Genomic DNA, 25,388 nt, shown 5'->3' with positions numbered 1-25,388 from the left:
CGCCCCACGCGACGACCCGGCCCGTGGCTACCCCCGCTCGGCCGGCTCGCTGCCCCCGGTGACGCGGGAGGTGTCGGCCGCCTCCTCGGGCGCGTCCTTGAGGAAGAGGTACCAGTAGGAGGTCGACACGAAGACCACCGCGCCGACCAGGTTGCCGACGCCGGCCAGCACCCAGTTCAGCAGGACGTCGCCCCAGCCGAGGTCCGGGACCCCGGCGAACACCGCGGCGGGCAGGAAGAACATGTTGGCGACGACGTGGTCGAAGCCCATCGCGACGAACGCCATGATCGGGAAGAAGATCGCGAGGATCTTGCCCGAGATCGTGGTGGCGGCCAGCGACATCCACACCGCGAGGCAGACCAGCCAGTTGCACCCGACCGCCCGGAGGAAGGTCTCCCACGCCGTGTGGTCGGTGGCCTTGCCGTGCGCGATGTCCGCGAGGCGGTCGAAGGTCATCGCCGCCGCGCTCCCGGCCTCGGCCGACGAGCTGCCGATGACGCCGCTCTGCACGGCGAGGAAGAACGCCACGAACAGCGCACCGAGCAGGTTGCCGAGCAGCACCAGGGTGAGGTTGCGGGCCACGTCGCCGACGCCGAGCTTGCCGCGCAGGGCCCCGAGCGGGACCAGCATCATGTTGCCGGTCGCGAGGTCCGACCCGGCGATCACGACGAGGATCAGCCCGAGGGTGAACGCCGCACCGGTGAAGAGCGTGGGCAGCGTCCCCCAGGTGGCGGGGTCCAGGCCCGAGGACACCGCGATGGCGACCATGCCGCCGAAGGCGATGTAGGCGCCGGCGAGGAAGGAGCTCACGAGCACCCGGTCCCAGGACCGGCGCACCTTCTTCACGCCAGCGGCTGCGGCGACCGCCGCGGTCTCCTGCGGTTCGCGATCCGGCATGGGTGCACCTTCCGACGACGCTGGTCCGAGGGCGGGCCCCTCGCGGAGGCGGTACCCGTCAGCGCCGCCGGGATGCCCCGACCGCGGCTCACCTGCGTGCGAGGACCACGAGCTCCTGGGTCGCGCGCGTCATCGCGACGTAGGTGTCGACGGCGCCGGTGACGCCCGCGCCGTACGACTCGGGCTCGAGGAGGACGACCAGGTCGAACTCCAGGCCCTTCGCCAGCTGCGGGGTCAGCCACCGGACGCGGTCCCGGTCGCGGCCCTCCCCCGCGGCCGAGACGACGCAGGCCGTGCCGGTGGTGTCCTCCGCCAGCCACGCGTCCAGCACGGCGTCGACGTCGTCCGGGGATCCGTGCCGCACCGGCCGGCCGGTGCTGCGCACCGAGGTCGGCACGTTGGCGTCCGGCAGGGCCGCTCGGATCACCGGCTCGGCCGCGGACATCACCTCCACCGGCGTCCGGTAGTTCGTGCCCAGGGACGCGACGCGCACGTGCTCGAGGCCGACGCCGGCCAGCCGCTCGGCCCAGGAGCCGGGGAACCCGTGCCTCGCCTGGGCCCGGTCCCCGACGACGGTCATGCTGCGGGACGGGCAGCGCCGCAGCAGCATGTGCCACTCCGCGTCGGTGAGCTCCTGGGCCTCGTCGACGACGACGTGCGCGAAGGGACCGGCGAGCCGCTCGGCGTCCGCGCGGCCCGGCTGCTCCGGAGCCAGCGAGGCCCGGAGGTCGTCCCCCCGGAGCATCGACATCACCGACATCTCGGAGTCGTCGACGGAGACGAGGTGGTCCACGACCTCGTCCATCCGCGCCCGCTCTGCTGCCGCCGCCGCGCCCGCCCGACGCCGCCGGCGGGACGCCTCGGGATCGCCGAGCCGGTGCCGGGCGGCGTCGATGAGCGGCAGGTCCGCGGCGGTCCAGGCCTGCGAGTCGTCGCGGCGGAGGGCGCGCACCTGCTCGGCGGTCAACCACGGTGCGCACCGGCGGAGGTAGGCCGGCACCGTCCACAGGTCGCCGACGAGGTCCTCGGCGTCGACCAGCGGCCACGCCCGGTCGAAGGCCGTGCGCAGGTCCCGGTCCCGCTCGAGGGCGCGGCGCACGTCGTCGGGGTCCACCTCCGGGTCGTCCTCGTCGAGGCCGTGCTTCTCGACCAGCAGGTCGAGCAGCTCGTCCCACACCTGGTCGCGCGCCTCGTTGTGGGGTGTGCCCGGGTCGGGCGAGGCGAAGGCCTCCGCCCACTCCTCCGCGCTGAGCCAGACGTCGGACCACGGCGTCGCGACCTCGAGGCCCTCGCTCGGCGGCTCCTCGTACAGCGCCACCGCAGGCTCGATCGCGTGCACCATCGCGGCGCACCCCTTGAGCCGTGCCACCTCCGGGTCGGGCTCCTCGGGAGCCGTCGCCGCCTCGGGGACGAGGTCGCGCAGCGTGCAGGTCAGCACGCCCTCCTCGCCGAGGCTCGGCAGCACGTCGGCGACGTAGGAGAGGTACGGCGCGTGCGGACCCACGAAGAGCACGCCGCCGCGCCGGTGCCCGAGCCGCGGGTCGGCGTGGAGCAGGTACGCCGTGCGGTGCAGCGCCACGACCGTCTTGCCGGTCCCGGGCCCGCCGTCCACGACCAGCACCCCGCGGGAGCCGGCCCGGACGATCGCGTCCTGGTCGGCCTGGAGGGTGCTGAGCACGTCGCGCATCCGGCCGTCCCGGCTGCCGCCGAGGCTGGCGAGGAACGCCGACTGGTCGTCCAGCGCGGCGTGGCCCTCGAGCCCCTCGGGCGTGAACACCTCGTCCCAGTAGTCGGTGACCCGCCCCTGGCTCCAGCGGTAGCGCCGCCGGCTGACCAGCCCCATCGGATCGGCGTGGGTCGCGCCGAAGAACGGCTCCGCGGCCGGTGAGCGCCAGTCGACGAGCAGCCGCCGGCCCGTGCGGTCGGTCAGGCCCAGCCGGCCCACGTGGACCGGCTCCCCCACCGCGGGCACCATCCGCCCGAGGCACACGTCGAGGCCGTAGCGGCGCAGGGTCCTGGCCCGCGCGGCCAGCCGGTGCACCTCCTGGTCGCGGTCGAGCGCCGCCTGCCCGTGCCGGTCGGTCCCGCGGCGTGCCGCGTCGAGCCGGTCGCCGAGGTCGGCCAGCGTCTCCTCCAGCGTGCGCGCGATCGCAGCGAAGTGCGCCTCGTCGGCCGCGACGAGCCGCGGGTCGGCCTTGGCCGCGAGCCGCTCGTCGAGCGCGAAGACCGACCTCCCGCCGACCGGTCCCGTCGTCTGCTGAGCTGTCTCGTCCCTGGTCACGGCGGGCGATTCTGGGGCCGGTCGGGGGCCTTGCCGCAAGCCCCCTGCTGCGCTATACCTTGGACATGGCGAGGGGTTCCCCCTCGCCGTTCGTGCGTCCGGAGCCGCTGCGCAGGACCCGACCGGGCCCGGACCGGCCCGGACCAGGCCCGGACCAGTCGTCGGTGAGGTGCTTGACCACCCGGGCGGGGTTGCCGACCGCGACGACGTCCGCCGGCAGGTCCTTGGTGACGACCGACCCGGCACCGACCACGGTGTTCGCGCCGATCGTCACGCCCGGCAGCACGATCGCGCCGCCGCCGAGCCAGACGTTGTCGCCGATGGTGATCGGCTCGGCGGCCTCCCACTTGTCGCGGCGCGGCCCCGGCTCGACCGGATGGGTCGGGGTGAGCAGCTGGACGTTCGGGCCGATCTGCACGTCGTCGCCGATGGTGATCGGCGCGACGTCGAGCGCCACCAGGCCGAAGTTCGCGAAGCAGCGGGCGCCGATCGAGATGTTGGTGCCGAAGTCGACGTACACCGGCTGGCGCAGCTCGGTCCCCTCACCGACCGAGCCGAGCAGCTGCTCGAGGATGGCCCGGCGCAGCGGCTTCTGCCGCGCCGTCGTCGCGTTGTAGGCCGCCATCAGGTCCCGCGCGGCGGCGCTCTCCTCCTCGATGTCGGGGTCGTCGGCGATGTAGAGGTCGCCGGCGAGCATGCGCTCGCGCATCGTGCGGGTGTCGTCCGGGCGCTCGTCGCTCATGGCGGCGAGCGTACGCAGCACCGGCCCGGTGAGCCCTTCCCGCGGGCGGGACGCCGTGGGAAGGTCGGTCCCGTGTCCGCAAGCACCGGAGCCGACCAGACCGGGACCCCGTCGTTCGTCGACGCCGACCTCCGGGGCGCACGCTTCGTGCGCGCCGACCTCTCCGGTGCGGTCATGCGCTCGGTCGACCTCCAGGGTGCCGACCTGGACGCCCCCTGGCTCGCCGACGACGACGCCGTGCTGCTCGTCAACGGGGTCGACGTCGTCCCGCTGGTCGAGGCCGAGCTGGACCGCCGCTTCCCGGGCCGCGCCGACCGCCGGGCCGCCGACCCGGCCGGCCTGCGCGCCGCCTGGGCGGCGGTCGAGGCCGCGTGGGCGGTCGCGGTCGACCGGGCCGCCGCGATGCCTGCGGGGACCGTCGACGTCTCGGTCGACGGCGAGTGGTCCTTCTCCCAGACCCTGCGACACCTGGTGATGGCCACCGACACCTGGCTCGGCCGCGGGATCCGCGAGCTCGAGCAGCCCTACCACCCGCTGGGTCAGCCGCACGCGGAGTACGCCCTGGACGGCTACGACACGTCGGTCTTCGCCTCCGGCACGCCGACCTGGGAGGAGGTCCTGGCGGCGCGGGCCGGACGGGTGGCGATGGTCCGCGACTTCCTCGCCGCCGTCACCGAGCCGGAGCTCGAGGAGACCCACCCGAGCCCGTGGGACCCCGGCCGCCTGGCCACGACCCGCTCGTGCCTCCACGTCATCCTCGGCGAGGAGTGGTCGCACCTGCGGTTCGCCCTCCGCGACCTCGACGCCGTCGAGGCGGGCCGCTCAGCCCGCTGAGGGCCGGTGCGCCCGGGCGAGCAGCCGGCGGGCGCGGACGGCGACCGGGGTGTCGACCATCCGGCCGTCGAGCTGCGCCGCGGCGTGACCCTCCCGCTCGGCCTGCTCCATCGCGGCGACGACGGCCTCGGCGTGGGCGACCTCCTCGGCGGTGGGCCCGAACGCCTCGGCCAGCACCTCGACCTGCGCCGGGTGGATGCACAGCGCCCCGAGGTAGCCGAAGCCGCGGGAGCGCCGGGCGTCCTCGGCCAGGGCAGGCAGGTCCCGGAAGTTCGTGAGGCTGCCCAGCAGGCCGTACGGCGCCAGCCCGTGCGCCCGCGCGGCGCACAGGACCGTCGCGTGGGCCCAGCGCAGGTCGGCGTACGGCGACGTGGGGTCGACGTCGAGCTCGGCGGCGAGGTCCTCGACGCCGAGGACCATCGCGACCGTCCGCGCGCCGGCCGCGGCGATGTCGGCGGCCGCGAGCAGCCCCCGCGGGGTCTCGACCAGCAGCTGCACCTCGAGCGACCCGGCCGGCAGCCCGTGCCGGCGCTCGGCGTCGTCGAGGAGGTCCTCGACCTCGTGGACGGTGGCGGCCGACTCGACCTTGGGGACCAGCACGCCGTCGGCGGCCGCCAGCACGGCGGCCTCCACGTCGACGGCGAGGTCGTCGGAGTTGACCCGGACCAGCACCGGCACCGGCCGGGCGGCCCGCACGGCGGCGACCAGCCCCGCGAGTCCCGCGCGGGCGGCCGGGCGGCCGTCGGGCGGCAGGCTGTCCTCGAGGTCCACCAGCACGGCGTCCGCGCCCGAGGTGGCGGCCTTCGCCGCCCGCTCCGGTCGGTCGGCCGGCAGGAACAGCTGCGTGCGCCGCGCGAAGGCCGCCTCGCGGCTCCGGGCGTTCCCGGCGCTCACGGGGCACCCGGCATGTCCGCCGCGGCACCGGCGGGTCCGTCGGTGACGCCCGCCTCGCGCAGCCGGGCGAGCTCCTCGCGGTCCAGGCCGAGGTCCTGGGCGAGCACCTCGTCGGTGTCCTGGCCGACCTCCGCGGGACCCGGGCGCCCGATCCGCGGCGCCGCCTCCTGGAAGCGGGGGTAGACCCCGGTCATCGCCAGCGGACCCAGGTCGGGGTCCTCGACGGTCGCGATCGAGGTCCGGTGCACGACCTGGGGGTTGTCCATCATTGTGGCGACCGACTCGAGCGGGCCGACCGCGCAGCCCCCGGCGGTGAGCTCGGCCAGCGCGGTGGGCCGGTCCCGCTCGCCGCACCACGCCGAGATCAGCGCGTCGAGGGCCTCGACGTGCTCTCGGCGCTCGGCGTTCGTGGTGAACCGCGGGTCGGCGACCAGCTCCTCGCCGCCGATGGTGCGCAGCACGTTGACCGCCATCGCCTGGGTGCTCCCCGAGAGGGCCACCCACAGCCCGTCGCGGCACTGGTAGCTGCCGCGGGGCGCGGCCGGGCCGTAGCGGTTGCCGGTGCGGCCGTGCTCGCTGCCGAGCTGCTGGTACTCGAGGATGTTGATCTCGACCAGCTTCAGCGCCGCCTCGTAGATCGCGAGGTCGATGACGTCGCCGGTGCCGGTGGTGGCGCGCCGCTGCAGGGCGGCGAGCACCGAGGTGGCCCCGAGGTTGCCCGCCATGATGTCGGCGAGCGGGTAGGCCGGCAGCAGCGGCGGACGGTCCGGGAAGCCCGAGACCGAGGCCAGCCCCGCCAGCGCCTCGGCGAGCGTCCCGAAGCCGGGCTGGGTGGAGTACGGCCCGTCCTGCCCGTAGGCGGTGACCCGCAGGACGACGAGCCGGGGGTTGATCGCCCGCAGGTCGTCGGGCGCGAGGTCCCAGCGCTCGAGGGTGCCCGGGCGGAAGTTCTCGACCAGCACGTCGAACTGGCCGATCCAGCGCCGGAGCAGCTCCTTGCCCTCGGGCCGGCGCAGGTCGAGGGAGACGCTCCGCTTCCCCCGGCTCAGGGCCTTCCAGTACAGCCCCTGCCCGTCCTTCTGGGCGCCGAAGCGGCGGACGTGGTCGCCGGGACCGGGCATCTCGACCTTGACCACGTCCGCGCCGTAGTCGGCGAGCAGGGTGGCCGTCAGGGGGGCCGCGATCATCGTGGACAGGTCGAGGACCCGCAGCCCGTGCAGCGGGGCCTGGTCGGGCGTGGTCATGCAGCGTTCCTTTCGAGAGGGGCGTGGGAGGTCATCGGCGGACCGGGGCGATCCCCGGCCAGGCGGACCGGTCGGCCAGGTGGTGGACGGCGTCGACGACCGCGTCGCGCACCGCCAGGACCGCCACCCGGGGCTCGTAGAACTCCGCGGCCGTGCAGACCGCGACGGTGCGGCGCACCGCGGGACGCAGCGGCCGCAGGGTGAGGTCGGGACCCGTGAACGCCGTCGCCACCGAGCGGGGCAGCACCGCCGAGGCGGCGCCGGTCTGGGCGATCCGCACCATGGCGGCCAGCGACTCGACGTCGGCGACGACCCGCGGCCGGACGCCCGCGGCGGTGAAGAACCGCTCGACGAGGTGGCGCAGGTTGCTGCGCTCGCCGGGCGCGACCAGCGGCCGGTCGACCAGCTCGGCGGCGCTCGCGGGCTCCGTGGCCGGGTCGACCTCGGTGCCGGTGACGAGGAAGAGCTCCTCCTCGTACAACGCGACCTCGCCGGGCCGGTCGGTGGCGTCGGGGCGGAAGAGGACGGCCAGGTCGAGCCGTCCCCGGCCGAGCAGCTCCTCGACGTACCCGCTCATCGACTCGAAGAGCTCCAGCCGGATGCCGGGGTGCCGGGCCGCCACCAGCGGGACCAGCTCGGGCACCAGGCTGGGCGCGACGGTCGAGGGCAGGCCGACCGACACCGCGCCGCGGATGTCGCGGATGCCCGAGCCCAGGGACTCCGCGAGCCGGTCGACCTGCCGCACGACCTGCTGGGCGCCCCGGTAGAGCTCCAGGCCCGCGGCGGTCGCCTCGACCCCGCGGGGGCCGCGCTCCAGCAGCCGGTGGCCGACCTGGGTCTCCAGCTGGGCGATGCGCTGGCTCATCGCCGGCTGGGAGACCCCGGCCAGGGCGGCCGCCCGGGTGAGGCTGCCCGCGTCGACGACCAGGATGAAGTCCCTCAGCGCCGCGATGTCCACAAGCACCCCGGGGACGACGGGAGCAGCGACCGGCTCACGCCGGCACCAGGAAGCCCAGGACGATGATGATCGGCAGCGCGATCACCGACGCCATCGCCGTGACCAGCGTCAGCGCCTTGAGCGCACCCGACGTCGTGATCCCGAGCAGGCTCTGGAACATCCAGAAGAAGTTGCTGTTCACCTGCAGCGCGAACAGCGCACCGGCGCCGATCGCGAGGCCGACGACGACCGGCGCGACGTCCAGCGTGCCGAGGATCGGCGTGATGATGCCGGCGGCGGCGATGGCCGCGACCGAGATCGAGCCGATGGCGAAGTGCAGCAGCGCGGCGATCAGCCAGGCCAGGAGGATGGTGACGACCACGGGCGCGCCGCTCTCCGCGGAGAACAGGTCGCCCAGCACGTCGGCGAGGTCGGTCGCGCCGATCACCGCACCGAGCGAGCCGCCCACACCGGTGATCAGCAGGATCTGCCCGGTCGTGCTCAGGCCGCGCCCGACGGCCTCGTCGGTGCGCTCGCGGCCCAGGCTGCGCCGGGCGAGGAGGTACGCGCCGAGCAGGCCGACGAACAGGGCGAAGACGGCGTTGCCGACGAAGCGGGTGACGGGGCTGTCGAAGCCGGCGGCGTCCGCGATCGCCCCGAAGGCGATCATCACCAGCGGGACGAGGATCGGGAGCAGCGAGACCCCCAGCGGCGGCGTCCGGAGGTCGGCGTCCTCCTCCTCGGCGGCCGCCCGCTCGGCCTCGAGGAGCGCGGGCGAGGCGTCCTCGTCGCGCTCGGGGTTCCAGATCCCGGTGGCGAGCAGCAGCTTGAACGCGTAGGTGGTGAGGACGGCGGTGAGCGGGCCGACGACCAGCCCGAACAGCAGCATCGTGCCGAGCGGGATGTCGAGCAGGCCGGCGATGGAGAGCGTGCCCAGGCCCGGGATGACGAAGACGTAGCCGACGAGGATGCCGCTGGTCAGCGACCCCGCCAGGAGCGGCAGCCCGTTGCGCCCCAGCTCGGGCGCCGCGGAGCGGGCCAGCGGCGAGGCCAGGACGAGCTGCACGTCGACGTAGATGGAGGGGAAGAGCGTGGTGAGCGCGGCGCTCATCGCGTACGGCAGCCGCCGCGTGCCGAGCACCCGCAGCAGCAGCGCCACGAGCTTCTGCAGCGCGCCCAGCGCGTAGAGCAGCGACCCGACGAGCACGCCGAACCCGATCAGCAGGCCGACCTCGGCCATGATGTCGCCGAAGCCGACGGCGATGGCGTCCAGCGTTCCGGTGAGCCCGACGCCGCCGGCGAGACCGAGGAAGAGCGAGCCCACCACGAGGGCGATCACGGGCTCGACCTTCAGCCAGATGATGAGGCTCAGCACCGCCGCGATGGCGATGACGGCGTACAGGACGATCATCGGTTTCCTTCCCTCGGACCGGCGCAGGTGATGCCGGTCACGAGGGCCGAGGAAACCACGCTCCCGTCATTCGCGGTAGACCGCTCGGGGCGGGGGTGCCATCAGCGTGGCTTATGCCTCATCGGCGCTCCGCGCCCCGCCGTCGCGCAGGCCCTCGCCGAGCTCGGCGAGCGCCCCGGCCAGGTCCACCCGCGGGGTCCAGCCCCAGCCGCGGGCGCGGTCGGCGACGATCCGGCCCGTCCACGCGGGCCCCTCGGCCCACTCCGGCTCGACGCCGACCGCCGAGGTGACCGTCTCGTGGTAGTCCCGGGTCGCAGCCGGCTCGGCGGCCAGGTTGACCGGCGTGCACTCCCCCGCCACCGGGCCCCGCTCGGGATCGGTGGCGTCCGCGACCCGGCCGGTCGCCACGTCGGCCAGGAAGGCGGCCAGGTCCTCGACGTGCACCCACGCGAACGTCGCGCCCGGCGTCGTGCGCCGCGCCTCCGGCTGGTCCCGGACGGCGGCGGGCCGCAGCGTGTTCCACACCGAGGTCTCGCCCGGGCCCAGGATCGCCGGGGGCCGGACGAGCACGCGGGTGATGCCGTCGACCCTGCCGAGCGCGGCGTCGGTGTCGCGCTTGGTGACCCCGTAGTCCCCGCCGTCCTCGCCGACCAGCGCCGAGGCCTCGTCGACGTCGCCCACGGACGGGGAGCGGTCGTAGACCGCTGCGGTCGAGACGTGCACGAGACGGCCGACGCCGGCGTCGCGGGCCGCCCGCGCAAGGGTGCTCGTGCCCTCGACGCCGATCCGCTCCTGCGTCCCGCGGTCCGAGCCCATCGGGTGGACGGTGGTGACCACGGCGGTCGCGCCGTCGACGACGTCCGCGGCGAACGCCGGGTCGGTGAACTCCCCGACGCGCTCCGCGACACCGGGCAGGGCCGGGGCGGTGCCGGGCCGGCGCACGACCGCGCGGACGCTCGCGCCGCGCTCGACGAGGGCGGCGCAGGTGCGGGCCCCGACGAAGCCGTTGGCCCCGGTCACGACGACGACGGGCGTGCTGGTGCTGGTGCTGGTGGACGACTCGCTCATGGCGCCACCCTGGCACGCGCGCCCACACCGGCGGCCCCTCCCTGCGTGGGTACCGGCCGGCCATGAGCACGAGCACGCCCGAGCCTGCGGACCTGCTCGCGGCGTACCGCGCCAAGCGCGACTTCGCGCGCACGCCGGAGCCCGCCGGCGCGGTGGACCCCGGCCGCGGGGCACCGCGCTTCGTGGTGCAGCGGCACCGGGCGAGCCACCTCCACTACGACCTGCGCCTCGAGATCGGCGGCGTGCTGGTCAGCTGGGCGGTGCCGAAGGGGCCGACCCTCGACCCGAGGGCACGGCGGCTGGCGGTGCACGTGGAGGACCACCCGGTCGACTACCTGCTCTTCGAGGGCACCATCCCGGGCGGGGAGTACGGCGGCGGCGACGTGGTCGTCTGGGACACCGGCACGTTCGAGCCGGTCCACACCGACGACCCGGCCGCGGCCGTCGCGGCGGGCGAGCTGCACGTCGAGGTCCACGGCCGCAAGCTGCGCGGGCGGCTGGTGCTCGTCCGGCGCGAGGCCGGCGAGAAGGAGGAGTGGATGCTGCTGCACAAGCGCGACGAGCACGCGGTCGACGGGTGGGACCCCGAGGACCACCCCCGGTCGGTGCTGAGCGGCCGCTCGAACGACGACGTCGCCGCCGGCGTCCCGCCGACCCCGGCGGCCGGCGTGCCGGACGAGGTGGTCGACGCGCTCGCCGCGCTCCCCGGCACCGGCGGCACGTGGGAGGTCCACGACCGGCGGGTCAAGGTGACCAACCTGGACAAGGTGCTCTTCCCCGGGCGGGAGGACGAGCCGCCCGTGACCAAGCGCGAGCTGCTCGCCTACGCCGCGCAGGTGGCGCCGGTCGCGCTGCCCTACCTCGAGGGCCGGGCGGTCAACCTGCACCGCTACCCCGAGGGCGCCGCGCACGGCGGCTTCTGGCACAAGCAGCGGCCCGACCACGCTCCCGCGTGGGTGGGGTGCTGGGAGAACCCGGACGCCGACGAGGGCGAGACCACGGCGTACGTCGTGGCCGACGAGCCGGCGACCCTGGTCTGGATGGCCAACTTCGGGGCGCTCGAGTGGCACCCGTGGACCTCGCGCACCGCGGCGATGCACGAGCCGACGTACGCCCTGGTCGACCTCGACCCCGGCGAGCGCACCACGTGGGAGGAGCTGCTGGTGCTCGCCCGGCTGCACCGCACGGCGCTGGACCACCTCGGGGTCACCGCGCTGCCGAAGGTGACCGGTCGGCGTGGCATCCAGGTGTGGGTGCCGGTGGTGCCCGGCTACACCTTCGCCGACACCCGCGCGTGGGTCGAGCGGCTCTCGCGCACGGTCGGCAAGGTCGTCCCGGAGCTGGTCAGCTGGAAGTGGGAGGTCAGGGCGCGGGGCGGGCTCGCGCGGCTCGACTACACGCAGAACGCCGTCAACAAGACGCTCGTCGGGCCGTGGTCACCTCGTCCCGCAGCGGGCGCCCCGGTGTCGGTCCCGATCCGCTGGGAGGAGCTCGACGACCCCGACCTGCGCCCCGACCGCTGGACCGTCCGCACGGTGCTGGACCGCGTCGCCACCCACGGCGACCCGTTCCGCGCACTCCTGGGCGCGGCCCAGGAGCTGCCCGAGATCAGCTGAGGATCACTCGACCGCGGTGAAGGAGCGCTGCGCGGCGACCGCGGCCCGCAGGGTGGCCAGCTCGGCCGGGAAGCGCTGCACCAGGTCCTCGGGCTGCGGCACGGACTCCCGGCAGGCGATGACGCCGACGTGCAGGTGGCCGTGGTTGGACATCACCGTCACGTTGAGCCCCGCGCCGTGGAATACCGGGCCGAGCGGGTAGAGGCCGAGCACCTCGGCGCCGCAGAAGTACAGCGGGACCGGCGGCCCCGGGACGTTGGAGATGACCAGGTTGTGCACGACCGGGTGCCGCTCGGCGAGCCGGAGCCCGGCGTAGGTGCGCATCGCCAGCCCGAAGGTCCGTGGTGCCGCGAACTCAGCCCAGTCCTGGAGCGCGTCCGCGCTGATCGCGTTGTGGTGCTCCTTGGCGTGCCGGTTGCGGGTCGCCATCTCCTCGAGGCGGACCAGCGGGTCCTCCTCGTCGGTCCCGAGCTTGGCGAACAGCGCCGAGACCTTGTTGACGCCGGCCGACCGCCTGGAGCTGCCGTGGACCGAGACCGGGACGGTGGCCAGCAGCGAGTCCGACGGCAGCTCGCCGCGCTCCTCGAGGTAGGAGCGGAGCGCGCCGCCGGCCACGGTGAGCACCACGTCGTTGACGGTGGTGCCGGTCGCGGACTTCACCTCGCGGACGTGCTCGAGCTCCATGTCGACCAGCGCGATGGCGCGGTGGCCGGTGATCGTGCCGTTGAACGACGTGCGCGGCGCGGTCAGCGGGGCCGCCATCGCGGTGCCGGCCCGGGCCCGGCCGATGGTGCGGGTGACCAGCTGGGCCGAGGGGCTCAGCAGCCGGGCGGCCTGCACCGGCTTGGTGACGTTCGACAGCAGCGCCCGGCCGAGCAGCTCGAGCTGGTCGGGGTCACGGCCGTAGCGCTGGTCGTCCGCCGTCCCGAGCGGCTCCGCGCCGGGCTCGAGGCTGCACAGGTGGGAGACCAGGTTGGCGCCGGAGACCCCGTCGACGGTCGCGTGGTGCATCTTCATGAAGACCGCGACGAGGTCGCGCCCCAGCCCCGCGTCGTACCCCTCGACCACCCACATCTCCCACAGCGGCCGCGACCGGTCCAGCGGCTGGCCGGCGAGGTGCCCGGCCAGCTCGGTCAGCTCGGCGAGGCCGCCCGGCTCCGGCAGCGCGAGACGGTGCACGTGGCGCTCGATGTCGAACTGCCGGTCCCGCACCCAGATCGGGTGGTCCAGCCCCAGCGGCACGCGCCGCAGCTTGCGGGTGAACGCCGGCGTGTCGCGGACCCGCTCGTCGATGGTCGCCTGCAGCCGGGCGAAGGAGTACGGCTCGGGCATCGTCGCGGGGTCGAGCACGATCACCCCGCACACGTGCATCAGCTGCGCCGGCGTCTCGAGGTACAAGAAGCTCGCGTCGAGCCCCGACAGTCGGTCCACCACGAGTGGGATCCTCTCCTAGAACGTGTTCCACCCACCAACGGGTGAGGCGGCGGGACGTCACGCCGGTCCTCCCCGTTCCGGACTAGGGTCGTCCTCATGTCGTTCCTGCGCCGACAGGTCGTGACCGCCGCGCTCACCGCGAACGCGCTCCGCCCGCTCCCCGGCTTCCGCCCCGGCATCCCCTCCTTCTTCGCCGGCTGGCTGGTCGGCGAGATGGCGCCGCACGTCCTGGCCCTGACCGTGGCGGACGCCGCCGCGCACGCCACGGGACGCCGCCGCGACCCCCGCGGCCTCGCCCTCGCCGCGGCCAGCGTGGCCGGCCTCTCCTACCTCGTGCTGCAGGCGCGGCAGGTGCGGGAGCGCGCCGAGGACAGCCTGGTCGAGGCCCTCGGCGCCGACTACGCCGAGCAGCTGGACGCCGAGCCGACGCCGGCCGACCTGGCCGTGCCGTGGCGGCGGCTGGTCGTCCCGTTCCGGATGCGGAACGCCGCCGTGCGCGTGGAGCGCGACATCGCCTACGACCCCGCCATCGGCAGGCGCGGGCTGCTTGACGTCTACTCCCCCGCCGGCGGCGTCCCCGACGGCGGCGCGCCCGTGCTCCTCCAGGTGCACGGCGGCGGCTGGACCATCGGCAACAAGGACCAGCAGGGCATCCCGCTCATGCAGCACCTCGCCTCGAAGGGGTGGGTGTGCGTCGCGATCAACTACCGGCTCTCGCCGCGGTCCGAGTGGCCCGCGCACGTCGTGGACGTCAAGAAGGCGATCGCCTGGATCCGCGCCAACATCGCCGACCACGGCGGCGACCCGGACTACGTCGCGATCACCGGCGGTTCGGCGGGTGGCCACCTGGTCGCCCTCGCCGCCCTGACGCCCGGCGACGCGACGTACCAGCCGGGGTTCGAGGACGCCGACACCTCGGTCCAGGTGGCGGTCCCCCACTACGGCGTCTACGACCTCGCCGGCTCCACCGGCTCCCGGGCCGCGGTCCTGTTGCGCGACCGGTTCCTCGCGCCGTACGTCCTGCGGCGCAGGTACGCCGACGACCCGGAGGTCTTCGAGCAGGCCTCGCCGATCCTGCGGATCACCCCGGAGGCGCCGGACTTCTTCGTCGTCCACGGCACCTACGACACCCTCGTGCCCGTGGCCCAGGCGCGGGCCTTCGTCGAGCGGCTGCGGAGAGTCTCCAAGCGCTCGGTGGTGTACGCCGAGCTGCCCGGCGCCCAGCACGCCTTCGACGTCTTCCCGTCGATCCGCAGCTCGCACGTCGTCCGCGCGATCGACCGCTACCTCCACTGGCACTGGAACCAGTACCGCCGCGAGCGCGGCCGCGTCGCCGGCTGAGCCCGGCCGCTGGTCGAGCAGCGAGCGCCAGCGAGCGTCGTCGAGACCCCCGCACCCACGCACCACCGCACACCCCTCACCGGGTCTCGACGACGCTCGGCGCTGGCGCGCCTCCCTGCTCGACCAGCAGCACGCACCACCGCTGGTCGAGCAGCGAGCGCCGCGACACCACCGCTGGTCGAGCAGCGAGCGCCAGCGAGCGTCGTCGAGACCCCCGCACCCACACACCACCGCACGCACCTCGCCGGGTCTCGACGACGCTCGGCGCTGGCGCGCCTTCCTGCTCGACCAGCAGGGCACGCACCACCGCACGCACCTCGCCGGGTCTCGACGACGCTCGGCGCTGGCGCGCCTCCCTGCTCGACCAGCAGCACGCGGCGGTCCAGCGGGTCAGGCGGTGATGGCGGCGTCCTCGACCGGCTCGCCGAGCAGCGAGTCGCGCAGGGCGACGAGCTCGGCGACGGCGTCGAGGAAGCGGACGGTGCTGTCGCCGACCTGCAGGTCGTCGAAGTAGTGGTGGCGCATCGCCACCCGGGCCAGGTGGTGCTCGTCGTGGTCCAGGCGGGCCGCGAGCAGCTCGGTCAGCGAGGCGACGTCGACGTCGTCGAGGACGTCGGCGCACCGGCTGACCGGGACCTCCTGGCGCAGCCGCTCCGCGTCGTGGTGACGGTCGGTGATGAAGACCGGCCGCTCGGTGCGCAGGTAGAGCCAGTCCAGGCCGACGGAGGAGACGTCGGTGACCATGGCGTCGCAGTCGGGCATGAGCGCGAGGATGTCGCCGGCGACGATCGCGGTGTGCCCGGCCTCGGGGTCCCGCCGGGCCGCCTCGTCGACGAGCGCGAGGATCGCTCGGTGCCCGTCGCGGACGGCGGGCGTCAGGCTGGTGGCGACCTTCGGGTGCGGCTTGTAGACCAGCCGCACGTCGGGCACGGCGAGCACCGCGCGGACGACGTCCGGGCCGATCGTGTCGACGGAGGTGTAGTCGTTGTACTCCGCGTCGCCCTCCCAGGTCGGCGCGTAGAGCACGGTGCGGCGGTCGGTCGGGGCCAGCAGCGGGTCGCGACGCAGGTCCAGCTGCGGGCGGCCGGTCCGCACCAGGCGCCCGGTGTCGAACTCCAGGAGACCGGAGCGGTGCCGCTGCACGGCCGCCTCACCCGCCACGAAGACCCGGTCGTAGGCCTTGGCGTTGTTGCTGGCCATGCTCTGCTTGTCGCTCTCGCCGTGGTTGACGTGGACGTGCAGCGCCCGGCCGTGGAGCAGCGACTGGAAGTTCAGCATCGAGTTGTTGCAGTAGAGCACCACCTTGGGGTCCGCCGCGGCGTACAGCTCGGTCAGCTCGGGGAACGACGCCGCGACCTCGACCGGCAGCAGCGTCCTCGAGCGGAGCACCTCGGCCGCTGCCTCGTCGCGCGCGACGACGCCCACCGGATGCTGCTCGGCCAGCAGCTCGAGCACCGGCAGCCACTGGACGAGCTGGTAGGTGCGGGTGGTGTCGTCGGCGAAGTAGGCGAGGATGGAGGCGTCGAGCACCGGAGGATCGTAGAGGTCGCGAAGACCTTCTCAGAATCGGCTGAAAACCGTTCTGACCTGCGCTATCGGGGCAGTCCGAGGATGCGTTCGCCGGCGATGTTGCGCAACACCTGGGTGGTCCCGCCGGCGATGGAGAGGCACCGCGTGTTGAGCATCTCCCAGACGTCGGCGCGGACGTCCTCGGCGTCGGTCAGCGCCCGGTCACCGTGCAGGGCGACGACCAGCTCGGAGCCGTCCTGGCGGTTGCGCACACCGAGCAGCTTGGCGACGCTCGACTCCGGGCCGGGGCCCTGGCCGGCCAGCGAGCGCAGCGTCGAGCGCACGCCGAGCAGCGAGCAGACCGTCGACAGCGCGACCGCCTGGCCGACCCGCACCTCCTGGGCGGCGCCCACCCCGGCCGCGGCGAGCTCGACGGCCCGCTCGGTGCTCTTGGCCAGGCGGCTGCCCGCCATCGCCACCCGCTCGTTGGCGAGGGTGGTGCGGGCGAGCCTCCACCCGTCCCCCGGGCCGGCGACCATCATCTCGTCGGGCACGAAGACGTCGTCGAGGAAGACCTCGTTGAACAGCGCCTCGCCGGTGATCTCGCGCAGCGGCCGCACGTCGATGCCCGCCGAGCGCATGTCGACGAGGAAGTAGGAGATCCCCTTGTGCTGCGGCGCGTCGGGGTCGGTGCGGGCCAGGCAGATGCCCCAGTCGGCGCGGTCGGCCACCGACGTCCACACCTTCTGTCCGTTGAGCCGCCAGCCGCCGTCCACCTTCTCCGCACGGGTGCGCAGGGAGGCCAGGTCCGAGCCGGAGCCGGGCTCGGAGAAGAGCTGGCACCAGACCAGGTCGCCGCGCAGCGAGGGCTCGACGAACCGCTCGCGCTGGGCGTCGGTGCCGTGCTCCAGGATCGTCGGGAGGGCCCAGCCGGCGATGACGATGTCGGGGCGGGTCACGCCCGCGCGGGCGAGCTCCTGGTCGATGACGATCTGGGTCACCGCGTCCGCGCCCCTGCCGTACGGCGCCGGCCAGTGCGGCATCAGCAGGCCGGTGTCGACGAGGCCGGCCCGCTGCTCCGCGGCCGGCCGGGCGGCGACCTGCTCGACGGCCGCGCGGACCTCGTCCCGCACCTCGGCGTCGCGGCCCTCGAGGTCGACCTCGAGGGCGCGCCGCGTGCCGGCGACCGCCCGGGCCGCGAGCCGGCGCGCGGCCTCGTCGCTGCTGCCCAGCAGCGCCCGCAGGGCGACCGCCCGGCGGAGGTAGAGGTGGGCGTCGTGCTCGAAGGTGAAGCCGATGCCGCCGAGCACCTGGATGCAGGTCTTTGCGACCTCGACCGCGCCGTCGAAGCAGGTCACCGCCGCGACGTCGGCGGCGAAGGCCCACTGCTCCTCGGGTCCGGTGGCGGCCGACGCGACGTCCCACGCCGCGCCGGTGACCGCCTCGGAGGTCTCCAGCATCTCCGCGCACAGGTGCTTGACGGCCTGGAACGCCCCGATCTTCTGGCCGAACTGCTCGCGGACCTTGGCGTACTCCACGGCCGTGTCCAGGCACCAGCGGGCCAGCCCGGCCGCCTCGGCGGCGGCGTACGTGACGGCCGTGCGGTGCAGGAGCTCGCGGGTCAGGTGCGGCACCGCGACCCCGGCACCGGCGTCCTGGACCGCGACCGTCCCGTACCGCCGGCAGAGGTCGAGGCCCGTGCTCGCGGCGGTCGTGACCGCCTCGACGGGCAGGACGCGCCACCCGCCGGACCCGACCTCGAGCAGCACGTGCGTGGCGGAGGGGACGTCCCACACCAGGTCGGAGAGACCGACGGCGACGACCGCACCCTCGCCCAGCGCGGCGGCGACCTCGGACCCGCCCAGCAGCGAGTGCGCGACCACCGGCCCGAGCAGGGGCCCGGGCACGAGCCCGTGGGCGCACGCCTCGAGGGCGACCGCCTGGTCGAGGACCGATCCCCCGCCGCCGCCGGCGGCCTCGGGCAGGCCGATGGTGGCGACGCCCATCTCCTGGACCGCCTGCCAGGTCGGCGCGAACGCCTCGGCGGCCTCGCCCTCCGCGGACCGCACCACGGCCGGACCGTCGAGGGTCGTCGCCCACTTGCGCAGGCTCGCGGCCAGCTCGACGTGCTCCTCGGAGATCCCGATCGACATGAGTGTCCTCTCGCGCGACGCGGCGGGGCCGGAACTAGAACGTGTTACAACCTACTAGTCTGGCGCCGTGACGAACATGGTCGATCCCACGTCCGACTGGCTGGGACACGCCCTGGCCGCGAAGGGCTTCATGCCTGAGGACGAGGGCATGCTGCTGCACCGCGTCGCGCTCGAACGGCTCGCCCACGGGCCGGCGCTCGAGGTCGGCACCTACTGCGGCAAGTCCGCGATCTACCTCGGCGCGGCCGCCCGTGAGGTCGGCGGCCCGCAGGCGGTGGTCTTCACCGTCGACCACCACCGCGGGTCCGAGGAGAACCAGGCCGGGTGGGAGCACCACGACGCGACCCTGGTCGACGAGGAGTTCGGTGTCATGGACACCCTCCCGACGTTCCGCCGGACCCTGCGCCTGGCCGGCCTGGAGGACCAGGTCGTCGCGGTCATCGGCCGCAGCACGACGGTCAGCGCCCACTGGCGCACCCCGCTGTCGATGCTCTTCATCGACGGAGGCCACGCCGAGGAGCACGCCCAGAACGACTACACCGGCTGGGCGCGCTGGCTCGACGTCGGCGGGCTGCTCGTCATCCACGACGTCTTCCCGGACCCGGCGGACGGCGGCCAGCCGCCGTACCACGTCTTCCTGCGCGCGCTGGAGTCCGGCGCCTTCGAGGAGGTCGAGGCGCTGGGCTCCATGCGCGTCCTACGACGGACGACCGGCGCTGCGGGCGAGCTCGTCGGCTGACTCGCAGCCACACTCGAGGGCCAGCTCGGCGAAGTGGGGGGCCAGCGAGGTCCCGCGCATGATCCCCGAGCCGGCGGTGCCGTGCCCGGCGACCTCGCCGAGCGCGTCGACGGCCAGGACGACCGCGGCCGCGGTGTACGTCGTCCACTCGTGCGGCCAGTTGACGTCGTCGCCGAAGACCCAGCCGGTCCAGTACCGCCCGTCGTCCGCACGCAGGTGCTGCATGTCGGCGAGCAGCCGCAGCGCCCGGCGGTGGTCGCCGATCGCGTCGAGCGCCATCACCAGCTCGCAGGTCTCCGCGCCGGTCACCCACGGGTTGGTGTCGACGCAGCGGATGCCGAGGTCGGGCACGACGAAGTCGTCCCACCGGGTCGCCAGCAGGTCGAGGGCGGCCTGGCCGCGGACCGCGCCGCCGAGGACCGGGTAGTACCAGTCCATCGAGTAGGTCGCCTTGTCCAGGAACAGGTCGCGGTGCTCGCGCACCGCGTGGCCGAGCCGTCCGCCGGCGAGCTCCCACTCCGGCTGCGGGTCGTCGAGCAGGTCGGCCAGCGCCACCCCCGCGCGCAGCGACTGGTAGATGCTGGAGGAGCCCGCGAGCAGGGCGCCCTCCTCGGTCGGCGTCCACCGGATGCCCCCGAAGGGCAGCTGCTGGCCGACGACCCAGTCCAGGCCCGCGCGCACGCTGGGCCAGTACCGCCGCACGAAGGCGAGGTCGCGGCGCACCAGCCAGTGGTGCCAGAGGCCGACGGCGAAGTACGCCGACATGTTGACCTCGCCGCGCTCGTCGTCGACCTCGCCGGCGACGATCTTCATCGGCCAGGACCCGTCGGGGCGCTGCATCGTGGGGACCCAGGCGTAGGCGCGCTCGGCGGCCTCGACCTGCCCGCCGACGAGCATCGCCATGGCGGCCTCGACGTGGTTCCAGATGTCGACGTGCTCACCCGTCGTCCACGGCACGGCGCCCGAGGGCTCCTGCATGGCCGCGATCGACGCAGCGGTGTCGGCGACCTGGGAGGCGGTCAGCACCCCGTCGACGTGCGGGAGCTGCTCAGTCATCGGCACCCGCGGTCCCGGGCTTGCGGAAGTACAGCACCATGCTCTTCCCGATCAGCGGGTCGAGCACCTTGCCCGCGAGCCTGAGCGCGGTCGGCTGCTTCATGATCTCCCACACCAGGAGCCGGTGGTAGGCCTTGGCGAGCGGGTGGTCGTCGTTCTCGACGCCCACGGCGCACTTGATCCACCAGTACGGCGCGTGCAGGCCGTGGGCGTAGTCCTTGCCCTCGAAGACCATCGCGTCGCCGGGTTCGCCGTCGTTGGGCCGGCCGGCCTTGGTGACCTTGTCGACCAGCTCGTGGTCGGTGTAGATACGGATGTGGCCGCCGGGCGCGTTGTGGTACTCCTCCGACAGCTTCCAGTTGATGACCTCGGGCAGCCAGCGCGGCACCGAGATCGCCAGGGTGCCGCCGGGGCGCAGCACGCGGACGAGCTCCTTGATCGCGTCCACGTCGGCCCAGATGTGCTCGAGCACCTCGGCGGCGACAATCCGGTCGAACTCACCGTCGGCGAAGGGCAGCTGCAGGGCGTCGCCCTCCTTGACGTCGGCCTGCGCGCCCTCGGGGACCTCTCCGGCGTCCTTCATGGCCTCGAAGAGGTCGCGGACCTTCGCCAGCTCGTCGGCGTCCATGTCGAAGGCGATGACGTCGCCCCCACGGCGGTACATCTCGAACGCGTGCCGGCCGGCGCCGCAGCCCATGTCCAACACACGGTCGCCCGGGCGCAGCCCCAGGCGGTCGAAGTCAACGGTGAGCACGGTTGTTCCTCTCGTCCGACGGACCCGCGGCGCGTTCGCGGCGGTAGTCCTCGATCACTTCCTCGTACGCCTCGGCGACCTTGACCGCCACGGCACGCCAGCTGAACATCTCCTCGACCCGGCGACGGCCGGCGGCACCCATCCGCTCGCGGCGCTCGGGGTCGTCGAGGAGGGCACCCAACGCGGCGGTGAGCTCGCCGACGTCACCGGGCGTGACCAGGTCGGCGGCCTCGCCGTCGGGGCCGGTGACCTCGGGGATCGCGCCGGCGCGGGAGACGACCAGCGGGGTCGCGCACGCCATCAGCTCGGCGGTCGGCAGCGAGAAGCCCTCGTAGAGCGACGGCACGCAGGCGACCTCGGCGGAGCCCATCAGCTCGACCAGCTCGGCGTCGGTGACCCCGCTGACGAACCGCACGCAGTGGCCGATCGAGAGCCGCTCGATGAGCTTCTCGGTCGTCCCGCCGGGCCGGGGCTTGGTGATCAGGACCAGCTCGACGTCCCGCTCGGTCCGCAGCTTGGCGAAGGCCTCGAGCAGCGTCGCGATGCCCTTCATCGGGGCGTCGGCGCTGGCCATGGCCAGGATCCGGCCGGGGACGCGCGGCTTCGTCGGCGGCTTGAAGGTGTCCTCGACGCCGAGCAGGATCACCTGCATCCGGGCCGGGTCGACGCCGAAGTCCTGGGCGATGTCGCGCTTGGATGCCTCCGAGGGCGTGAGGATCTTCCGGGCGGCGCGGGCGACCTTCGCCTGCATCCGCAGGAAGCCGTACCAGCGCCAGAGCGTGAGCTTGCGCCACGGGTTGCGGGTCTGGCTGATGTCGATGCGCCGGTCGAAGGTGATCGGGTGGTGCAGCGTGGTGATGAGCGGCAACCCCAGCTGCTCGATCTCGAGCATGCCGTAGCCGAGCACCTGGTTGTCGTGGACGACGTCGAAGTCGTCGACCCGGTCGCGCAGCACGCGCACCACCCGGGAGCTGAACGTCTTGGGCTCGGGGAAGCCGGCGACGCACATCGTCGCGAACTCCTCGACGTCGATGCGGTCGCGGAACTCGCGCAGCTTCGGCACGCGGAAGGGGTCGGGCTGGCGGTAGAGGTCCAGGCTCGGGACCTTGGTCAGCCGGACGTCGGGGTGGTCGAGCTCGGGGTAGGGCTGCCCCGAGAACACCTCGACCTCGTGACCGAGGTTGGCCAGCTCACGGCTGAGGTGCCGCAGGTACACGCCCTGACCGCCGGTGTGGGGTGCGCTCCGGTAGGACAGCATCGCGATCCGCACGCGCGTCACGACCTTTCTCGACTGTGCCGTTGCCGACATCCGGACATGAACCGGATGTCTGACACGCCGGACCGGACGAACTGGAACGTGTTCCTATCACGGAACACCTGCCGGTAGCCTAGTGCCACATACCGGCGGTCTCGTCCGGGATCTGCATCGGATCCCGCTGTGCAGGACACCGGCTCGACATGACCGGAACGAGCACCCAGGGGCAGCAGCGATGAGCACGACCAACTCCCTCAGCGTGGAGGACCTCGGCTCCGCAGCCCAGCGCGACCGGCGCAAGCGGATCCTCGACGCGACCATCGACCTCGCCTCGACGGGCGGCTTCGACGCCGTGCAGATGCGGGCCGTCGCCGACCAGGCGGACGTCGCCCTCGGCACGCTCTACCGCTACTTCCCCTCCAAGATCCACCTGCTCGTCAGCGCCCTGGGCCGCGAGCTCGAGCGCACCGAGGTGCTGCGCCGCGACGAGGTCGTCCCCGGCGACACCGCCTCCGAGCGCGTCATCAACGTCCTCAAGGGCACCACCCGCGGCCTGCAGAGCAGCCCGCACCTCACCGAGGCCCTCACCCGGGCGTTCATGTTCGCCGACGCCTCGGTCCAGGCCGAGATCCACACCGTCGGCATGCTCCTGACCCGGATGCTCACCCGCGCCATGCACCCCGGCCAGACCGAGCCCAACGAGGACGACGTCACCATCGCCCGCGTCATCGGCGACGTCTGGCTCGCCGCCCTCGTCGCCTGGGTCACCGGCCGCCAGACCGCCGCCGACACCGGCAAGCAGATCGAGCGCGCCGTCCACCTGATCCTCCGCGACTGACCCTGCGGGCCGGGTCGCCCGACTGGCTCTCGACCGCCGGTTGGCCGGGAGGTTCATCGGCCAGCCGATGAAGCTTCCGGTTGGCCGATGAAGTTTCAGCGTCCCACCGACAGGTTCAGCGGCCAGCCGATGAAACTTCCAGCGACCGGCTGGCACACCAGCCCCGCGCAGGTCAGTCCAGGAACTCCGCGGTGGAGCCGCCGAGGTCCATGGGATCCATGCCGAGCTTGCGGTGGTCCCAGCTGCGGGTGCGGTCGACGTCGAGGCGGACGACGACGCGGTTGCGGGCCATCACCTCGACGAACGGCCGCAGCTCCTCGGTGTACGGCGCGTTGTAGCGCTCGAAGACGTTGACGCAGACGTCCCAGACGGTCTGCTCGTCCTCGATGACGACGCCGGAGCCCTCGAGCGAGACGCCGCGGAGCTGGTCGTAGGTGTGGCCGGCCTCGACGAGGAAGCTCATCCGCGGGTCGCGGCGCAGGTTGACGACCTTCTGCGACTTGGCCTTGGTCTCGATCCAGATGTGGCCGTCGAGCCAGGCGTACCACATCGCGACCAGGTGCACCTGGCCGTTCGGGCCGATCGTCGCGACGGTGGAGCTGCGCTGCTGGGTGAGGAAGGTGTCCACCTCGGCGTCGGACATGACGACCTGGGAACGTTGGTTGGCCATGGCGTGAACCTAGCGGTCAGCCACCGAAGGCGTGCGTGGACGTCACGCCGCCGTCGATGGCGATCTCGGCACCGTTGACGTACGCCGACTCCTCCGAGGCGAGGTAGACGTACAGCGGTGCGATGTCCTGGGGCTGGCCGACGCGCCGCAGCGGCACCTTGGAGGCGCCGTACTCCATCGCCGCGTCGCCGCCGTGCACCCGCGTCATCGGGGTGTCGATCATCCCGGGGTGCACGGAGTTGACCCGGATGCCGTGCGGGCCGAGCTCCATGGCCGCGCACTTGGTCATCCCGCGGATCGCCCACTTCGTCGCGGCGTACGCCGCGCAGCCGGCCATCCCGGCCAGGCCCTCGACCGAGGAGGCGTTGACGATCGAGCCGCCGCCGTGCTCGCGCATCGTCGCGGTGACGGCCTGCATGCCGAGGAAGCAGCCGAGCTGGTTGACGCGGAACAGCAGCTCGACCTCCTCCTGGGGCATCGTGCCGATCTCCCCGAAGCGCAGCAGCCCGGCGTTGTTGGCCAGGACGCCCACGGGCCCGAAGCGCTGGTGGGTGTCCTCGACCAGCGTCGCCCACGAGGCGGCGTCTCCGACGTCGTGGCGCGCGAAGTGCGCGCCGCCCTCGGAGCCCGCCGCCAGCTCGTCGGCCAGCGCCTGACCGGCGTCCTCGGCGATGTCGGCGAGCACGACCGAGGCCCCCTCGGCGACGAACGCGCGGCTGATCGCCGCGCCCTGCCCCATCGCGCCACCGGTGACGATGGCGACCTTCCCCGCGAGACGTCCCACGACCAGACCTCCCTCAGACCGTCAGCTGCATGATCGAGTCGGCCGCGAAGCCGACCGAGGGGTCGCGCCCCTCGAAGAACCCGCCGACCTGCTTGGCGAGGTCCTCGAGCTCCCAGACCGAGCCGGAGGCGTCGAAGCGCTGCTCGACGACGGGCGCGGCGACGAGCGCCACCATCCCGCCGTACACGACGAAGACCTGGCCGGTGATCGCGTCCGCCGCCGGTGAGGCGAGGTAGGCGACGAGCGGCGCGACGTGGTCGGGCGAGTACGGGTCGATCTCCGAGCCGGAGGTGTCCTCACCGAAGACCTGTGCGGTCATCGCGGTCCGGGCGCGCGGGCAGATGGCGTTGGCGCGCACGCCGATGCGTCCGAGACCGCGGGCGGTCGACAGCGTCAGCGCGGCGATGCCGGCCTTGGCGGCGGCGTAGTTCGGCTGCCCCGGCGACCCGCCCAGGAACGCCTCGCTCGCGGTGTTCACGACGCGGCCGTACACCGGGGCGTCGGCCTCCTTCGACTTCCCGCGCCAGTACGCCGCGGCGTTGCGCGAGAGCAGGAAGTGGCCGCGCAGGTGCACCTTGATGACCGCGTCCCACTCCTCGTCGGACATGTTGAAGAGCATCCGGTCGCGGGTCATCCCGGCGTTGTTCACGACGATGTCGAGCGAGCCGAAGCCGTCCACGGCGGCCGCGACCATCGCGTCGGCGGTCGACCGCTCGGAGACGTCGCCCTCGACCACGGTGGCCTCGCCGCCGCGGGAGCGGATCTCCTCGACCGCCTCGTCGGCGGCGCCGGGGAGGTCGATGAGGACGACCCTCGCGCCGGCCGCGGCCAGGGCGAGGGCCTCGGCCCGGCCCAGGCCGGCGCCGGCGCCGGTGACGACGGCGACGCGGCCGTCGAGGGAGAGGTCGTCGGTGGTGGTGCTCATCAGGTG

Annotated in this window: 22 protein-coding genes; 5 read left to right on the top strand and 17 right to left on the bottom strand. The window is 73.8% G+C overall.

Features of this window, described 5'->3' with window-relative positions; all coding sequences use genetic code 11:
• Positions 1 to 27: 27 nt before the first annotated feature.
• From AB0N29_RS05490 to AB0N29_RS05480, 3 genes are all read right to left on the bottom strand, one after another.
• Positions 28 to 897 carry a formate/nitrite transporter family protein gene (locus AB0N29_RS05490; protein WP_302271053.1) on the bottom strand — a complete coding sequence of 290 codons (870 nt, stop codon included), beginning with the start codon at positions 895 to 897 and terminating at the stop codon, positions 28 to 30.
• A gap of 88 nt (positions 898 to 985) precedes the next feature.
• Complete coding sequence (gene helR, locus AB0N29_RS05485; RefSeq protein ID WP_364864744.1) at positions 986 to 3,178, bottom strand: RNA polymerase recycling motor ATPase HelR; 2,193 nt, start codon at positions 3,176 to 3,178, stop codon at positions 986 to 988.
• A gap of 52 nt (positions 3,179 to 3,230) precedes the next feature.
• Positions 3,231 to 3,920 (bottom strand): sugar O-acetyltransferase, encoded by a 690-nt coding sequence (locus AB0N29_RS05480; RefSeq protein ID WP_364864742.1) that lies wholly within the window; start codon positions 3,918 to 3,920, stop codon positions 3,231 to 3,233.
• Positions 3,921 to 3,992: 72 nt separating this feature from the next.
• Here AB0N29_RS05480 and AB0N29_RS05475 point away from each other — a divergent pair, with 72 nt between their 5' ends.
• Positions 3,993 to 4,754 (top strand): DinB family protein, encoded by a 762-nt coding sequence (locus AB0N29_RS05475; protein WP_302271048.1) that lies wholly within the window; start codon positions 3,993 to 3,995, stop codon positions 4,752 to 4,754.
• On the opposite strand, the gene AB0N29_RS05470 is transcribed toward AB0N29_RS05475, so the two are convergent.
• The 5 genes from AB0N29_RS05470 to AB0N29_RS05450 all read right to left on the bottom strand — a co-directional run bounded on the left by AB0N29_RS05470 (position 4,743) and on the right by AB0N29_RS05450 (position 10,308).
• Positions 4,743 to 5,648 carry a CoA ester lyase gene (locus AB0N29_RS05470; RefSeq protein ID WP_364864739.1) on the bottom strand — a complete coding sequence of 302 codons (906 nt, stop codon included), beginning with the start codon at positions 5,646 to 5,648 and terminating at the stop codon, positions 4,743 to 4,745. The genes AB0N29_RS05475 and AB0N29_RS05470 overlap by 12 nt on opposite strands.
• On the bottom strand, positions 5,645 to 6,892 hold the full coding sequence (locus tag AB0N29_RS05465; RefSeq protein WP_364864737.1) for a CoA transferase: 1,248 nt from the start codon (positions 6,890 to 6,892) through the stop codon (positions 5,645 to 5,647). Before AB0N29_RS05465 ends, AB0N29_RS05470 begins: the two co-directional genes overlap by 4 nt.
• Before the next feature lie 31 nt (positions 6,893 to 6,923).
• Complete coding sequence (locus AB0N29_RS05460) at positions 6,924 to 7,856, bottom strand: LysR substrate-binding domain-containing protein (protein WP_364864735.1); 933 nt, start codon at positions 7,854 to 7,856, stop codon at positions 6,924 to 6,926.
• Positions 7,857 to 7,884: 28 nt separating this feature from the next.
• A complete protein-coding gene (locus AB0N29_RS05455) occupies positions 7,885 to 9,240 on the bottom strand; it encodes a hypothetical protein (RefSeq protein ID WP_364864733.1) in 1,356 nt (451 codons plus the stop codon).
• A gap of 111 nt (positions 9,241 to 9,351) precedes the next feature.
• Positions 9,352 to 10,308, bottom strand: a complete 957-nt coding sequence (locus AB0N29_RS05450) for an NAD-dependent epimerase/dehydratase family protein (protein ID WP_364864731.1) — start codon at positions 10,306 to 10,308, stop codon at positions 9,352 to 9,354.
• Between the two features lie 62 nt (positions 10,309 to 10,370).
• Here AB0N29_RS05450 and AB0N29_RS05445 point away from each other — a divergent pair, with 62 nt between their 5' ends.
• Entirely contained in the window at positions 10,371 to 11,924 is a 1,554-nt protein-coding gene (locus tag AB0N29_RS05445) for a DNA polymerase ligase N-terminal domain-containing protein (protein ID WP_364864729.1), read from the top strand.
• A gap of 3 nt (positions 11,925 to 11,927) precedes the next feature.
• Here AB0N29_RS05445 and AB0N29_RS05440 read toward each other — a convergent pair whose 3' ends face one another.
• Positions 11,928 to 13,358, bottom strand: coding sequence for a wax ester/triacylglycerol synthase family O-acyltransferase (locus AB0N29_RS05440; protein ID WP_302271039.1), 1,431 nt, complete (start codon positions 13,356 to 13,358; stop codon positions 11,928 to 11,930).
• Positions 13,359 to 13,454: 96 nt separating this feature from the next.
• On the opposite strand from AB0N29_RS05440, the gene AB0N29_RS05435 reads away from it, so the two are divergent.
• Positions 13,455 to 14,699, top strand: coding sequence for an alpha/beta hydrolase (locus AB0N29_RS05435; protein WP_364864726.1), 1,245 nt, complete (start codon positions 13,455 to 13,457; stop codon positions 14,697 to 14,699).
• Positions 14,700 to 15,089: 390 nt separating this feature from the next.
• On the opposite strand, the gene AB0N29_RS05430 is transcribed toward AB0N29_RS05435, so the two are convergent.
• Positions 15,090 to 16,229 (bottom strand): CDP-glycerol glycerophosphotransferase family protein, encoded by a 1,140-nt coding sequence (locus AB0N29_RS05430; protein WP_364864725.1) that lies wholly within the window; start codon positions 16,227 to 16,229, stop codon positions 15,090 to 15,092.
• 62 nt (positions 16,230 to 16,291) lie between these two features.
• Positions 16,292 to 18,361 carry an acyl-CoA dehydrogenase gene (locus tag AB0N29_RS05425; RefSeq protein WP_364864723.1) on the bottom strand — a complete coding sequence of 690 codons (2,070 nt, stop codon included), beginning with the start codon at positions 18,359 to 18,361 and terminating at the stop codon, positions 16,292 to 16,294.
• A gap of 76 nt (positions 18,362 to 18,437) precedes the next feature.
• Between AB0N29_RS05425 and AB0N29_RS05420 the strand changes: the two genes are divergently transcribed.
• Entirely contained in the window at positions 18,438 to 19,100 is a 663-nt protein-coding gene (locus tag AB0N29_RS05420; RefSeq protein ID WP_302271649.1) for a class I SAM-dependent methyltransferase, read from the top strand.
• On the opposite strand, the gene AB0N29_RS05415 is transcribed toward AB0N29_RS05420, so the two are convergent.
• From AB0N29_RS05415 to AB0N29_RS05405, 3 genes are read right to left on the bottom strand one after another with little or no spacing between them, the layout of a single operon-like run.
• Positions 19,059 to 20,156, bottom strand: a complete 1,098-nt coding sequence (locus tag AB0N29_RS05415) for a prenyltransferase (protein ID WP_364864721.1) — start codon at positions 20,154 to 20,156, stop codon at positions 19,059 to 19,061. The two genes, AB0N29_RS05420 and AB0N29_RS05415, sit on opposite strands and share 42 nt — an antisense overlap.
• A complete protein-coding gene (locus tag AB0N29_RS05410) occupies positions 20,149 to 20,910 on the bottom strand; it encodes a class I SAM-dependent methyltransferase (protein ID WP_364864719.1) in 762 nt (253 codons plus the stop codon). Before AB0N29_RS05410 ends, AB0N29_RS05415 begins: the two co-directional genes overlap by 8 nt.
• On the bottom strand, positions 20,897 to 22,189 hold the full coding sequence (locus tag AB0N29_RS05405) for a glycosyltransferase family 4 protein (RefSeq protein WP_302271032.1): 1,293 nt from the start codon (positions 22,187 to 22,189) through the stop codon (positions 20,897 to 20,899). Before AB0N29_RS05405 ends, AB0N29_RS05410 begins: the two co-directional genes overlap by 14 nt.
• A gap of 211 nt (positions 22,190 to 22,400) precedes the next feature.
• Here AB0N29_RS05405 and AB0N29_RS05400 point away from each other — a divergent pair, with 211 nt between their 5' ends.
• Positions 22,401 to 23,003, top strand: coding sequence for a TetR family transcriptional regulator (locus AB0N29_RS05400; RefSeq protein ID WP_302271030.1), 603 nt, complete (start codon positions 22,401 to 22,403; stop codon positions 23,001 to 23,003).
• A 172-nt stretch (positions 23,004 to 23,175) separates the two neighbouring features.
• Here the strand turns inward: AB0N29_RS05400 and AB0N29_RS05395 are convergent, their stop codons facing one another.
• Genes AB0N29_RS05395 through AB0N29_RS05385 form a run of 3 tightly spaced genes read right to left on the bottom strand, consistent with a single transcriptional unit; the run spans position 23,176 to position 25,382 of the window.
• Positions 23,176 to 23,673 (bottom strand): PPOX class F420-dependent oxidoreductase, encoded by a 498-nt coding sequence (locus AB0N29_RS05395; protein ID WP_364864716.1) that lies wholly within the window; start codon positions 23,671 to 23,673, stop codon positions 23,176 to 23,178.
• A 16-nt stretch (positions 23,674 to 23,689) separates the two neighbouring features.
• Positions 23,690 to 24,457 (bottom strand): glucose 1-dehydrogenase, encoded by a 768-nt coding sequence (locus AB0N29_RS05390; protein WP_364864714.1) that lies wholly within the window; start codon positions 24,455 to 24,457, stop codon positions 23,690 to 23,692.
• Positions 24,458 to 24,470: 13 nt separating this feature from the next.
• On the bottom strand, positions 24,471 to 25,382 hold the full coding sequence (locus AB0N29_RS05385; RefSeq protein WP_364864712.1) for a 3-oxoacyl-ACP reductase: 912 nt from the start codon (positions 25,380 to 25,382) through the stop codon (positions 24,471 to 24,473).
• Positions 25,383 to 25,388: the final 6 nt, after the last annotated feature.

This window comes from Nocardioides sp. NPDC092400 (assembly GCF_040684155.1).
In the GTDB taxonomy this organism is placed as follows: Bacteria; Actinomycetota; Actinomycetes; order Propionibacteriales; family Nocardioidaceae; genus Nocardioides.
Note: the sequence above shows the minus strand (reverse complement) of the source record. Positions and strands in the feature narration are given on the sequence as shown.